Source organism: Achromobacter sp. UBA4530 (assembly GCF_002388205.1).
Taxonomy (GTDB): Bacteria; Pseudomonadota; Gammaproteobacteria; order Burkholderiales; family Burkholderiaceae_B; genus Achromobacter; species Achromobacter animicus.
In genome coordinates this window covers 42,170-55,617 of the sequence record NZ_DGMA01000007.1, presented here as the reverse complement: position 1 = coordinate 55,617, position 13,448 = coordinate 42,170, and the positions used below count along the sequence as shown (strand labels likewise).

The 13,448-nt window shown below is 65.2% G+C and carries 12 protein-coding genes; 9 read left to right on the top strand and 3 right to left on the bottom strand.

Annotation, left to right across the window (positions count from 1 at the left end):
• Nucleotides 1-20 precede the first annotated feature (20 nt).
• Nucleotides 21-1,010 (bottom strand): N-carbamoyl-D-amino-acid hydrolase, encoded by a 990-nt coding sequence (locus B2W22_RS04655; protein WP_286936390.1) that lies wholly within the window; start codon nt 1,008-1,010, stop codon nt 21-23.
• A gap of 292 nt (nt 1,011-1,302) precedes the next feature.
• Here B2W22_RS04655 and B2W22_RS04650 point away from each other — a divergent pair, with 292 nt between their 5' ends.
• Nucleotides 1,303-2,241, top strand: coding sequence for a LysR family transcriptional regulator (locus B2W22_RS04650; RefSeq protein WP_286936389.1), 939 nt, complete (start codon nt 1,303-1,305; stop codon nt 2,239-2,241).
• Here B2W22_RS04650 and B2W22_RS04645 read toward each other — a convergent pair.
• A complete protein-coding gene (locus B2W22_RS04645; RefSeq protein ID WP_286936385.1) occupies nt 2,235-3,074 on the bottom strand; it encodes a LamB/YcsF family protein in 840 nt (279 codons plus the stop codon). The two genes, B2W22_RS04650 and B2W22_RS04645, sit on opposite strands and share 7 nt — an antisense overlap.
• Before the next feature lie 82 nt (nt 3,075-3,156).
• On the opposite strand from B2W22_RS04645, the gene B2W22_RS04640 reads away from it, so the two are divergent.
• The 8 genes from B2W22_RS04640 to B2W22_RS04605 all read left to right on the top strand — a co-directional run bounded on the left by B2W22_RS04640 (nt 3,157) and on the right by B2W22_RS04605 (nt 10,747).
• Nucleotides 3,157-4,206, top strand: coding sequence for an ABC transporter substrate-binding protein (locus B2W22_RS04640; RefSeq protein ID WP_286936383.1), 1,050 nt, complete (start codon nt 3,157-3,159; stop codon nt 4,204-4,206).
• Between the two features lie 52 nt (nt 4,207-4,258).
• Nucleotides 4,259-5,965, top strand: a complete 1,707-nt coding sequence (locus B2W22_RS04635) for an ABC transporter permease subunit (protein WP_286936382.1) — start codon at nt 4,259-4,261, stop codon at nt 5,963-5,965.
• A gap of 1 nt (nt 5,966) precedes the next feature.
• On the top strand, nt 5,967-6,998 hold the full coding sequence (locus tag B2W22_RS04630) for an ABC transporter ATP-binding protein (protein WP_286936381.1): 1,032 nt from the start codon (nt 5,967-5,969) through the stop codon (nt 6,996-6,998).
• Entirely contained in the window at nt 6,998-7,762 is a 765-nt protein-coding gene (pxpB, locus tag B2W22_RS04625) for a 5-oxoprolinase subunit PxpB (protein ID WP_286936379.1), read from the top strand. Before B2W22_RS04630 ends, pxpB begins: the two co-directional genes overlap by 1 nt.
• Nucleotides 7,759-8,760, top strand: a complete 1,002-nt coding sequence (locus tag B2W22_RS04620; protein ID WP_286936377.1) for a biotin-dependent carboxyltransferase family protein — start codon at nt 7,759-7,761, stop codon at nt 8,758-8,760. Before pxpB ends, B2W22_RS04620 begins: the two co-directional genes overlap by 4 nt.
• Before the next feature lie 5 nt (nt 8,761-8,765).
• Nucleotides 8,766-9,467 carry a GntR family transcriptional regulator gene (locus B2W22_RS04615; protein WP_175121504.1) on the top strand — a complete coding sequence of 234 codons (702 nt, stop codon included), beginning with the start codon at nt 8,766-8,768 and terminating at the stop codon, nt 9,465-9,467.
• Between the two features lies 1 nt (nt 9,468).
• Nucleotides 9,469-10,431 carry a 2-hydroxyacid dehydrogenase gene (locus B2W22_RS04610; protein WP_254594866.1) on the top strand — a complete coding sequence of 321 codons (963 nt, stop codon included), beginning with the start codon at nt 9,469-9,471 and terminating at the stop codon, nt 10,429-10,431.
• 100 nt (nt 10,432-10,531) lie between these two features.
• Nucleotides 10,532-10,747 carry a hypothetical protein gene (locus tag B2W22_RS04605; RefSeq protein ID WP_175121503.1) on the top strand — a complete coding sequence of 72 codons (216 nt, stop codon included), beginning with the start codon at nt 10,532-10,534 and terminating at the stop codon, nt 10,745-10,747.
• Nucleotides 10,748-10,924: 177 nt separating this feature from the next.
• Here B2W22_RS04605 and B2W22_RS04600 read toward each other — a convergent pair whose 3' ends face one another.
• Nucleotides 10,925-13,357, bottom strand: a complete 2,433-nt coding sequence (locus B2W22_RS04600) for a membrane-bound PQQ-dependent dehydrogenase, glucose/quinate/shikimate family (RefSeq protein WP_286936373.1) — start codon at nt 13,355-13,357, stop codon at nt 10,925-10,927.
• Nucleotides 13,358-13,448 lie beyond the last annotated feature (91 nt).

Genomic DNA, 13,448 nt, shown 5'->3' with positions numbered 1-13,448 from the left:
GGGAGAAGAATTGGGACGCATCAGGCGGACGGCGTCCAGACGGCGGGCGCGACGCTGCCGGTCTGCTCGATCAGCCGGCTATAGGCTTCGGGCCGGCGATGCTTGGCGAAGTTGAAGACCGTGCTGCGGCCCAATTCACACAAGTCCAGGTCGCAGTCGGCGACGATCAGCTCGTCGTCCCACGTCGCAGCCATCGCGATGATCTCGCCCTGCGGATTGACGATGATGGAATGGCCCAGCAGTTCGTGGCCGTCCTCGGTGCCGGCCTTTGCGACGGCCGCGGCAAAGGTGGCGTTCTGGTAGCAGCCGGCCTGGATGGACAGATGCGAATGCAGCACCCTCAGGTGGTGCGCCTCGAAGCCGCGATTGTCCTGGTTCCGGCTGGGCGTGTTGTAGCCCAGCATCACCAGTTCGACCTGTTGCAGGCCTAGCACGCGCCAGGCTTCCGGCCAGCGCCGGTCATTGCAGATCAGCATGCCCAGATTGGCGTCGACACCGGGTGCGACCGGCGCGCGCACGACGGGAAAGCCCAGGTTGCCTACTTCGAAGTAGCGCTTTTCCAGATGCTGGACCTGGCGATGCTCGGCAAACTCGGCGTGGCCGGGCAAATGGACCTTGCGGTACTTGAACACGATTTCGCCGTTCGGCGCGATCACGACAGACGTGTTGAACCGGCGCTTGCGCACCACGCCTAGCTCGTCCGGTTCCCACGCCAGTTCCGCGTAGCCGAGGTAAACCATCAAGCCGAAGCGTTTGATGGCATTGAACAGCGGCTGTGTGGCGGGTGACGGCAGGCCGGGTTCGAACCAGGCGTCGGCCTCGTCCAGGTCCTCGCAATACCAGCGGGGAAAGAAGGTCGTCAGCGCCAGCTCCGGGAACACCACGACCTGGGCGCCGCGCTGATGCGCGCGCTCCATCAGCCGGATCATGCGGCCGATCGCAACATCGCGACCTTCGGAACGTTGGATCGGACCCAATTGGGCGGCAGCGACGGTGACGATGCGGGACATGGAAAATCCTGAGATGGGTTGCGATATGGCTCGCAGCATGACGCGGCGCCGGCGGCGCGCAAAGACGGCCCGCCCAGCGAAATGACCCGTCCGGCGCTCGCACCCGGGACTCGCCAAGCCTTGAAAACAATGCGTTTTGTGCGCTACGCAGGCCTTGCGGACCGGCGCGGGGACTGTGCATTTAGTTATGGGGTGCGCGCAAAAGGTCATGGCGGAGCCGTTGTGTGCGCGCAGCGGCGCTTCCCCGACATAAAATGGCCGGCAACGCGTTCCCGACCACGAGTGCTTCCTTATGTCCGGCCCCCTTCCCTCTGCGCCCGGAGCGCTGACGCTTCGTCAGATCGAGGTCTTTCACGCCGTGATGCTGACCGGTTCGCTCAGCGAAGCGGGTCGCATGCTGTCCGTGACGCAACCCGCCGTGAGCCGTCTGCTCGCCTCGGCCGAAAACCGTTTGCGCTACCGGCTGTTCGAGCGCGTCAAGGGGCGTCTGCATCCCACTCCCGAAGCGCGCCGCCTGTTTGTCGAGGCCGAAGAGATCTTCGGCCGCGTTAATCGCTTCAACGATCTGGCGGGCGCGCTGGGCGCGGGTTCGGCTGGCGCCGTAAGCCTCGTTTCCAGCCCCAGCTTCAGCGAATGGCTCATCCCGCACGCGATCCAGAAGTTTCGCGAACGGCATCCCGATACGCCCATCCGCTACCGCCCGCTGGCCTTCGACGCGCTGTTGCCGCACCTGTTGCTGGGACAGGCCGATTTCGGTATCGCCTCGATGCCCCCGCCGGTGAACGCCAATATCGTCAGCGAGGAGATCGGCCAAGGGTGGCTAGGGTGCGCAGTGCCGCGCGGTCATCCGCTGGCGGTGCGCAGCCGGTTGCGGTCCGAAGACCTGCAAGGCCATCTGCTTATTGGCTATGGCGCAGACACGCCGTTCGGACGTCTGGCCAGCCGGTTCCTCCATTCGGGAGCGGCGTCAGTGCACCCGCAGATCGAAATACGTTCCACGCCCGAAGCGCTGTCGCTGGTCCGCCAGGGGGTGGGCGTGGCGCTGATCGAGTCGTTCGGCTATCACCCCAGCTTCCGCAAAGACTTCATCCTGCTGGCGACCGAACCCGCGCTCAGCCATGCCATTCATCTGCTGCATTCGGCCAGCAGCCCGCTCTCCAACACGGCGAAGCGTTTCGCGACCGTGCTGAAGACGCTGATCCGGCAAGCGCAAAAAGACGCGCCCTACTGAAAGTCCAGCTGCGAAATCGGCCGCAGGCGCACGCCCTCTTCCAGCAACGCATCGCGCACCGCGCGCGCAATCTCCACGCCTTGCGGGTTGTCACCGTGCACGCAGATCGTGTGCACCGGCATCTCGACCACCCTGCCCCCCACTGTGCGGATTGCCTGTTCTCGCACCATGCGCAGCGCCTGCGCAGCCGCCGCGGCCGGATCGTGGATGACGGCGCCCGGCTCGCTGCGCGGCAGTGTAAGCCCGTTGTCGCCATAGAGACGATCGGCGAAGACCTCGCAGGCCACGCGGATGCCCGCCCGGCGCGCCGCGCGCTCGGTTTCGTTGTGCGGCGTGCAGACGAGCACCAGTTCCGGATCGAGCGTGCGCATCGCCCAGGTCAGCGCCTCGGAAAGCGCGCGGTCCTCGAACGCCAGCGTGGCCAATGCGCCGTGCACTTTCACGTGCGTCACGCGATGCCCGGCCGCGCGCGCCATGCCCTGCATTGCGGCGATCTGGTACGCGAGCATGTCGCCGATAGCCTGCGGGCTGTCGCCGACGATCTTGCGCCGTCCAAATCCCCAGAGGTCGTTGAAGCCCGGATGGGCGCCCACGTCGATGCCCCGCTTTAGGGCGGATGCTGCGGTTTGGTGCATCACGGATGCATCACCACCGTGAAAACCGCAGGCAACGTTGGCCGACGTGATGAGATCCAGCATGGCCTCGTCGGCACCGATCTTATAGTGGCCGAAGCTCTCTCCCAGGTCGGAATTGAGGTCTACATCGTGCATCTGAAGGACTCCGAGAAAAGGCGAGTTTGAATGTTTGGCATACCGTTGGCATGCAAATTGCATGCCAAGGACTTGCCGAGGCGAAATGCCCTGGATCGGGGCGAGTCTGCCCACCGCGCTTTTCTTATGGAACGGAGTCCAAGCAATGAATTTCACATGGAAGAACGTCACGTGCACTGTCGCCGCCGCGCTGGCGATGGCCACGGGCGCCGCACAAGCGGCCGAGCTCAATTTCGCAAGCTGGGGAGGCAACTACCAAGGCGCCATCCGGGACGCGTGGCTCAAGCCCTTTTCCAAGGAAGCCGGCATTACGGTTCACGAGGACACCGATCCGCAGGTCGCGAAGATTCGCGCCATGATCGACACCAAGTCGATCACGTGGGATGTTGTGACTGAGAACAGCGCCCGCCTCACACGCGGCATCAAGCTTGGCGTCTTCGAGAAGATCACGCCGGACATGGTCAACCAGGACCACGTCATCGCAAATGCCCGCAACGATTACGGCGTGCCGTCCGAAATCTTCTCCACCAACATCGGCTTTTCGACGCAGGCGTTCCCTGCCGGCAAGCCTCAGCCCAGCACGTTCGCCGATTTCTGGGACGTGAAGAAGTTTCCTGGCAAGCGCACCCTCCAGGACGATCCCGCGACGGTGATCGAAGCGGCGCTGATCGCCGACGGCGTAGCGCCTGCCGACGTGTACAAGGTGCTGGCCACTCCTGAAGGCCTGGATCGTGCTTTCAAGAAGATCGACGAGATCAAGCCGCACGTCGCCCGCTGGTGGAAGAGCGGCGCGGAACCGGTCAACGCGCTGGGCAGCGGCGAAGTGGTGATGGCGCTGGGCTGGAACGGCCGCTTCCAGGCAGGCATCGATTCAGGGCTGCCCATCGCCATGGGTTGGGGCGACAGCATCGCCCAGGTCGGCTACTTCGCCATCGTCAAGGGCGCGCCCAATCGAGACGCGGCCATCAAGCTGCTGAACTACATGATCCAGCCCAAGCACCAGGCCGAATTCAGCAAGTACATCGCGTACGGCCCGACCACCGAGCAAGCGCTGCCGCTGATCGACGCCAAACGCCTGGAGCGTCTGCCGTCGACCACCGAGCGCCTGAAGAACAGCATCTTCCTGAATTCGGAGTTCTGGGACACGAACGGCCCGGCCATCACCGAACGCTACAACCAGGTCCGCGCCCGCTGATCTTTCTGCCTCTTCACTCAGACGCCGGTGTGCGCGCCGGCGCCAAGATGCCATGACTACGAGCACCGACGCCCTTTCCCTGCCCGTCGCCACACCGCGCCGGGCCGCCGCCTCCCGGCGCGGCCGCGTTGCGGCCCTAGCCGCGCTGCCGCTGCTGCTTTTCCTGCTGTTGTTCTTTGCCGGCCCGATTGCAGGTCTGCTCGGCAACGGTTTCAAGGGAGAGGACGGCGGACTGACGCTGGACCACTATCGCCACCTGCTGGACACGCCGATCTACCGCATCGTGCTCGTCAACACGTTCACGATCGCCGCGGCGGTCACGCTGGCCTGCGTGCTGTTGAGCTATCCGCTGGCCTACCTGATGGCGACCGTGTCGCCCACGGTGGCGCGCGTGCTGTTCTTCGCGGTGCTGCTCCCCTTCTGGTCCAGCGCGCTGGTGCGCACATCGGCGTGGATCGCCTTGCTGGGCAAGAACGGGCCGTTGAACACGCTGCTGACGACAGTGGGCATTCTGGACCAGCCGATGGCATTTCTCTATAACTTCACCGGTGTGATGGTGGGCATGACGCACGTGCTCATGCCCTTTGTCGTGCTACCGCTCTATGCCTCGTTCCGGTCCCTGGACGGCAGTCTGGTGCAGGCCGCGCAAGGCCTGGGCGCAGGATCCGCAGGCATCTTCAGCAGAGTCATCCTGCCGCTGACCAGTCCCGGCGCCGTTGCGGGCGGCATCATCGTCTTCATGAACGCAGTCGGCTACTACATCACGCCGTCGCTGATGGGCGGGCCTGCCCAGCGCATGGCTGCCGAACTGATTTCGCACAACATCACGGAAGAGCTGAACTGGGGGCTGGCGTCGGCCCTGGCTGGCGTGCTGCTAGCCACCGTGCTGCTATCGCTGTGGCTGTTCAACCGGCTGTTCGGCCTGAACAATCTGATCAGCGCCAGTTCCGGCAAGGGCAGCAACCACACGGGCTATCGACGCACGCCGGGCGGCCGGGTATCCGCAGTGCTGGGCGTGATATGCGCCGTATTCCTGCTGCTGCCCATCGTCGTCGTCATCCCGATGAGTTTCGGCACGACGGACTTCCCCATCTTTCCGCCACCCAGCTATGGGCTGCGGTGGTACGAGAACTTCTTTACCGATGGCAAGTGGCTGGCCGCCTTGGCGTCCAGCACTCGGATAGCCATCGTCGTTACCCTGCTTGCGACGGCGCTGGGCACTGCAGCAGCCTTGGGGGTCAGCAGATTGGCTAAGCGCCATCAGGGCTGGCTGGACGCATTCTTCATCGTCCCCATGTCTGTCCCGGCCATCGTCACGGCGGTCGCGCTGTACTACCTGTTCGCGCCCGTCGGCTGGGTCGCGAACTCCATGGCCGTGATCCTTGGTCATACGGTGCTGGCCGCGCCGTACGTCTACATCACCATGCGCGCGGCGCTGCGCAGCCTGGATCCGAGCCTCGAGCTTGCTGCGCTGGGCATGGGCGCCACCTGGCCCGCGATGTTCAGGTTGGTCATGCTGCCGGCGCTGATCCCCAGCCTGATCGGCGGCGCCGTCTTCGCCTTCGTCAGTTCTTTCGACGACGTGGTCATGGCGCTATTCCTGACGACGATACGCAACCGCACCCTCCCAAAACTGATGTTTGAAGGCATGGCCAACGACTTCGATCCCACCGTTATCTCCGCCTCCTGCCTACTGGTCGGCGCAACGGCACTCATTCTGCTCGCCAACCTGCTGATCAGCAAAAAGAAGGAACACTGACATGCATAACGCTAACGACATCCTCCCGCAACGCCCGCCGGAAAGCCAAGGAAAGCCGCTGACTCTCGCGGGCATCCACAAGCGCTATGGCGATTCAGTCGCCCTGCCCGAGGTCGACCTGGCCGTGGCCCGAGGCGAGTTCTGCACGCTGCTGGGCGCGTCCGGCTCTGGCAAGACCACGCTGCTCAAGATCATTGCCGGATTCGAACATCCGGATGCGGGCGTGGTGACGATCGGGGGACGCGACGTCACGCACACCCCAATCGCGGATCGCAACATCGGCATGGTGTTCCAGAACTACGCCCTCTTCCCTCACATGAGCGTGTTTGAGAACGTGGCGTTTGCGCTGCGCATGCGGCGCTTGAACGATGGAGACATCCGCCGCCGCGTGCTGGAAGCCCTGGATCTGGTGAGCCTCGCTCCCCTTCAGGACCGCAAGCCGGGTGCGCTGTCGGGCGGTCAGCAGCAGCGCGTCGCGCTGGCCCGCGCACTGGTGTTCAACCCGGACATCCTGCTGATGGATGAGCCGCTGGGCGCGCTGGACAAGAACCTGCGCCAGTCCATCCAGCTTCAATTGCGCCGGCTGCACCAGGAATTGGGGCTGACCGTCGTCTTTGTCACGCATGACCAGGAAGAGGCCATGAATCTGTCGGATCGCATCGTCATCCTGGAACAGGGCCGCATTGTCGAGGCCGGATCACCGGAGAGCCTGTACCGCACGCCGGCCAGCGCCTTCGTCGCGGGCTTCCTGGGCGAGTGCAATTTCCTGCCTGCCAACGACGGCGTGCTGGGCGTGCGACCTGAACATCTGCGCCTGGGCAACCGACTGGCCGGCGGCGATCAGCGGCATCCCGGAAAAGTGGTGGCGTCGACCTTCTGCGGCGTGCACTGGAAGGTCTTCATCGCAGCCTATGACAAGATCATCCTGGCCTATGCGCCGTTGAACGAGGACGCGGCTCAGCGCACGCCGGGCCAGGCCGTGACATGGGGGTTTCATCCGGCTGACGCCATGGAATTCGCCAACGCAGCATGATGACCGCCGCGCCAATCTCCACGCCATCCCCGGTGCCCCGCATCGTTCCCGCAGGTGACCGCACGCTGCTGATCGAGTTCGCCGACCGTATCGACGCCGACACGAACGCACAGGTGCTGGCGCTGGCGCACAAGCTGCGAAGCGCCTTGCGCAAGACTCGAGGCTTGTCGAGTGTGGTCCCCGCGTACCGCTCGCTGGCGGTGGAATTCGATCCGCTCCTGATTGGGCACGGCGCAGTGCGCGACCTGATCGCACGCAGCCTTGACGCCTGTGCTGGCGAGCCCATGCCCGTTACACGCCGCTGGGAGGTTCCCGTCTGCTATGGCGGCGACCACGGGATGGACCTGCAGGCGCTCGCGGACCTACACCAGTTGGACCCCGCGCAGCTCATCGCGCGCCACACGGCGCCCATCTACCGGGTCTACATGGTAGGTTTCCTGCCCGGATTCGCGTATTTAGGGGGCCTCGATCCCCTGCTGCACACGCCCCGCCGCGCCATGCCCCGCGCGCACACGCCCGCGGGCAGCGTCAACATCGGCGGGCAGCAGACCGCCATCGCCTCGGTGCCCGGGCCGAGCGGATGGCACCTGATCGGCCGCACGCCCTGGCGCAGTTTTGATCTGCGCCATGCCCAGCCCTTCTTGTTCGAAGCTGGCGACGAGGTCGTGTTCACGCCAATCGACGCCGACGCGTTCGAACACCTGGCCGCCCAGCAGGACGATCCCGCCAGCCGTCCGCAGCCACAAAGGGAAGTCCGGCCATGAACGCCCGGTTACGCGTCGAAGCGCCCGGGATGCTGACCACGGTGCAGGACCTGGGCCGCGTGGGTTATGAACACATGGGCGTGCCGCCCTCGGGCGCCATGGATCCGGGTGCGCTGCGCATGGCCAACGCGCTTGTCGGCAACGCGCCCAACTCGGCAGCGCTGGAATTCACCCTGCTGGGCGGCCGGCTGAAGGTGCTGGACGCGGACTGCGCAATCGCTTTCGCCGGTGCTGCCGCGCTGCATCTCGCCGCAACCGGCGCATTGCCTGCGCGCGCCCTGGCTCCTTGGCAGTCCCATCGTCTGCCAGCGGGGGCCACGTTGACGATCGGGCGCTTGGAACGCGGCGTTCGCGGGTATCTTGCTGTCAGTGGCGGCATTGCCGTCACGCCCGTCCTGGGCAGCGCGTCCACGCTCACGCGCGCCCGGCTTGGCGGCCTCGATGGGCGTGCGCTGGCTCGCGGCGACGTGCTCGACACTGGCGATAGCCGCCGCCGCTCCCCCCGCCGCTGGCTGGCAACCGGCGACGCCAGCTGGTTTTACCGGGACGCGCCCGTCGGCATCGTGCTCGGCCCGCAGCAGGACCACTTTGCACCGGGTGAAATCGAACGCTTTCTTGGGGCCACTTATTGCCTGGCGCCTCAGTCTGACCGCATGGGTTTGCGCCTGGAAGGCCCGGCCATCGCGCATGCGAAGGGCGCCGACATCATCACTGACCCCATCGCGGCGGGCAGCATCCAGATCCCGGGCGCCGGGCAGCCCCTCATTGCCATGAACGACCGCCAGACCACCGGCGGGTATCCGAAGATCGCAACCGTGATCTCCGCCGACCTCCCCCGGCTCGCACAAATGCGGCCGGGCCAGCGGGTGCGCTTCGAGCCGCTGGAACCGGCGCAGGCCGTGCAACGCTGGCGGGACTATTCGGATTGGATCCGCGACCGCGAAGCTGCGCTTCGGGCCGATCCGAACTTTCCCATCTTCCCCCTACTCTTTCCCTGAACCACATGTCGATCACGCACGCCATGGAACCCTCCTCGCTCCAGCTTCGGCAGGCGGCCGCGGCCTCCCCCGCCGACGCGCGAGACCTGGTCGAAGAGGCCTATTCGACCATGCTGGACATGATCCAGCTCGGCAAATTGCCCATCAACCGGCCGCTGCAGGAGCGCACGCTCGCCAGCGCGCTAGGCGTATCGCGCACGCCGCTGCGCGAAGCGATGAGCCGGCTGATCGGCGCGGGCTTTGCGGTTCGCACCGCCCGCGGCCAACTGATCGTACCGGAACCGTCGCTACGCCAGTACCTGGAAATCTTCCAGATGCGCGTGTTGCTGGAAGGCGATGCGGCCGCCGCGGCCGCGACCCGCATGCCCCCGGCTGAGGCTGCTGCCCTGCTCCAGCAGGTCGAAGAGATCCGGCGCCGGCAACACGCCACTCACGAAGAGAATCATCGTGTCGACAACCTGCTGCACGACAGCATCGCCCGGGCTAGCGGCAACCGGCTGATGGCGCAGGCCATCCACGACCTGCGCATCAAGGCGCGATGTTTTGACCAGAATGGCGCGCCGGAGCGGCTGATCCCTGGCTGCGACGAGCACATTGCCGTCCTGCAGGCTATTGTGAACCGCAATCCGGAAGCCGCGCGGGCTGCGATGCAAGCCCACTTGAGCAATGTGCGCGTCGGCCTGGTCGCACGGCACACCGAAATTTGATATGGATTCCACTTCCCGCATGTCTTCCCCAAAGCCTCTACTCATCATCATGAATCCGGTCACGCAGTCCGACCGCGACCAGATCGCCCGCCACTTCGAAGTCATCTTCACGCCGACGCCAGAGCAGTACGCGCAGGCCATTGCCGACCACGCCTCGCGCGTTGAGGTGGTGATGACCATCGGCGCCATTGGCTTGACGGCGGAGCAGATGGACGCCTTGCCCAATTTGAAGTTGGTGTATTCGATGGGCGCCGGTTACGAAAAAATCGACCTGAATCACGCCAGGCAGCGCGGCATCAAGGTCGCCAACGGGGCCGGCACCAACGACAGTTGTGTCGCCGACCACGCCATGGGCCTGATGATCGCGGTTATCCGTGGCATTCCGCGTCTGGACCAGCTTACGCGGCAAGGCGTGTGGCGCACCCAGCTGCCGCTGCCTCCCAACGTGTCTGGCAAGAAGCTGGGCATTGTCGGCCTTGGGGGAATCGGCGAAAAAGTGGCATTGCGGGCGCAGGCATTCGAAATGCAGATCGGATACCACAACCGCCGTCCACGCACGGGTTCGGCGCATCGCTACTTTTCAACGCTGGAAGAATTGGCGCAATGGTCTGACGTGCTGCTGGTCGCCATCCCCGGGGGCGACGCGACCTTCCACCTGATCGATGCTGGCGTCCTTTCGCATCTGGGAGCGAATGGATATCTGATCAACATCGCGCGCGGCAGCGTGGTGGACACCGCCGCTCTGGAATGCGCGCTGCGCGAGCAGACGATTGCGGGTGCTGCGCTGGATGTTTATGAAGGCGAACCGCAATTGCCTGTGGGCCTTGCTGATCTGCACAACGTGGTGTTGACGCCGCACGTTGCCGGGTGGTCGCCCGAGGCCATGCAGGCAATGGTGCAGATGTTCCTGGATAACACGGAACGTCTATACGCCGACGAGCCGCTGCTCACGCCATTGTGTTGACCCGCAGCAGTCCTGGCGCACTACCTTCTTTAGCTCTTCTTGGCTGTTCACTTTCGCCGGTAAGATTTTTCCTCCCTGTCGCAACATCGAGGCTCGGCATATGACCACAACCTACTTTGGGCTGCCCATCGTGAAAGACCGTCTGGTGCGCCTGGACGATATTCGCCGCCTTCCATTCTTCTCCTTCTGGGAGGAAAGCAGCCGGGGATCCGCGCTGTGTGAAGGCGATGACGGCGAGATGTTCGTGTACCTGCAGGACTGGGAGAGTTTCTCGGACCTGTTCATCAAGACCGGCAAGCATCGGCACAGCGGCTAAGCAGTATTACGGCGTCGCCGTCATCTGCCCGGCCTGCCTTGGCCATAATCAGCACGCGCCTCGTTAACAACCGGACCCAAACGCAACGAAGCCGCCCCGGAGGGCGGCTTCATGCTTTCAGGTGTGGTGGGCTGGGGCGTGGCTCACGCTGCCCTGCCCTTTACGCTACCGCCCGGCTCAGACCTTGCCCGGCAACGCGTACGCGATCACATAATCGCCACGGTCAGGCGAGTTGCGGGCGCCGCCGGCCGAGATGACGATGTACTGCTTGCCATCGGCGGTCGACTTGTAGCTGATGGGAGTGCCCTGGCTGCCGACCGGCAGGCGGACCTTCCACACTTCCTTGCCCGTGCCGGCGTCATACGCGCGCAGGTAGTAGTCCTGCGTGGCGGCGATGAATACCAAGCCGCCCTGCGTGGCGAGCGTGCCGCCGATGGTGGGCATGCCGATCGGAATCGGCAGACCCAGCTTGACGCCGAAGGGACCGGTGTCCTGCACGGTGCCGACCGGCACCTGCCAGACCATCTTCTGCGTCTTCAGGTCCACGGCGGTCAGCGTACCGAACGGCGGCGCCTGGCACGGGATCTCCAGCGGCGACATGAAGCGCACCTTGGCGTTGATCGCGTAGGGCGTGCCCGACAGCGCCACGGGGCCCTGGATGGCGGCGGCTTCATTGCCGTCGCTCTTCTTGGCGTTGGCGCCGGCTTCGACCAATTGCACTTCCAGGCCGACGCGCATGTCATTGATGAACAGGTAGCCGTTCACCGGGTCGATCGAGATGCCGCCCCAGTTCATGCCGCCGAGCGAGCCGGGCAGGTTCAACGACGGATCCGTGCCAGGCGGCGTGAACAGGCCCGTGTAGCGCTTGGACTTGAAGTGGATGCGGCACAGCAGCTGATCGAACGGCGTGGCGCCCCACATGTCCGATTCCTTCATGTCGTTCGCGCCGATCGAAGGCATGCCGACGGAGAACGGCTGGGTCGGCGAGTAGGTTTCGCCGGGGATGTTGCCGGCCGGCACCTTGCGTTCTTCGACGCGGGTGAGCGGCTTGCCGGTCTGACGATCCAGCACGAAGATCTGGCCGGCCTTGGTGCCGAACACCAGCGCGGGCACGGTCTTGCCGTCGACGGGGAAGTCGGCAAAGGACGGCTGCATCGGGACGTCGAAGTCCCACAGGTCGTCATGCACGGTCTGGTAGACCCACTTCTCGCGGCCGGTGCTGGCATCGACGGCCAGCACGGAAGCGCCGTACTTGCGGTCAAGCGCGGTGTGCTTCACGCCCCACAGGTCCACCGCGGCGCTGCCAACCGGCATGAAGACGGTGTTCGATTGGGCGTCATACGACATCGGCGCCCACACGTTCGGGGTCGAGCGTACGTAGGTCTGGCCGTCGGCGGGCGCGGCCTGGTCTTCCGGGTTGCCCGGATCGAAGGCCCAACGCAGCTCGCCGGTCACCACGTCGAAACCGCGTACCACGCCGCCAGGCATGTCGGTGCTGACGTTGTCCGCCACGCGGCCGCCGATGACGATGGTCGTGCCGGCCAGCGTCGGGGCCGAGGTCGGGTAATACTCGCCCTTGTCGGCGCCCTTGCCCATGCCGGCGCGCAGGTCCACGCGGCCTTGGTTGCCGAAGTCGGCGCAGAAGGCGCCGGTGTCGGCGTCCAGTGCGATCAGCTCGGGCGTCACGCTGTTCATCAGGATGCGGCGGCGGCAGGCGGCGCCGGCGGTGAGGCTCACGGCCTTGACCGGCGTCGCGCCTTCGACGGTCGGCTGCTCAAGCGGCGCATCGATATCGAAATAGGCCAGGCCGCGGCAACGCATCCACTTCTTCTGCTTGGCGTTGATCTCGACCTTCCAGAGTTCCTTACCCGTGGTGGCGTCCAGCGCAATCACGTTGTTGTGCGGGGTGCACAGGAACACGCGGTTGCCGATCTGCAGCGGGGTCTGCTGGTCTTCGGCGCCGCCGCCACCGGGGCTGACGGGGGTGTCGCCCGTGCGGTAGGTCCAGGCAACCTCAAGGTCCTTCACGTTGTCGCGCGTGATCTGGTCCAGCGCCGCAAAGCGGGTGCCGCCGGCGGTGTTGCCGTAGTGCGCCCAGTCCTTCTGTTCCTGGCCGGGTGCGACGGGCTTGAGCGCCAGGGTCTCGCCCTGCGACACGGGCGCGTGCGGCACGAACATGCCGGCCACGGTCGCGATAAAGGCCAGCGCCAGCACGGCGGCCGCCATGCGGGACGGCGCCGGGTTGGCGGGCAGCTTCTGCGCGCGGCGCAGCAGCGGCTGCGACAGCGCGACCAGGATGCCGAAGCCCACGAACACCAGCACGCGGGAGACGAGCGGCCAGAATTGCAGGCCCACGTCGATGACCGCCCAGATCGCGGTGCCGACCAGCGCCAGCGCGAAAAGCAGGCCGCCATTGGGGCGGCGGCGGGCGATCTGAATGCCGGAGACGGCAAGCACGACGCCGCACACCACGAAATACCAGCTTCCATTCAGGGCCACCAGGCGAGCGCCGTGATAACCGAAAAAGAGCCCGGCGGCCAGAATGCACGCGCCCAGCACAAACAGCCACGCTTTTGCGAGCGCGGACAGGTCTTTATGTTGTTGATTCATAGGGAATTCCAAAACACGATACGGCCATGCAGCCGGCAATGCGGCCCATCGACCGGTCCAGAGTATAAGGGTTTGTCCTTACATTCGGGAA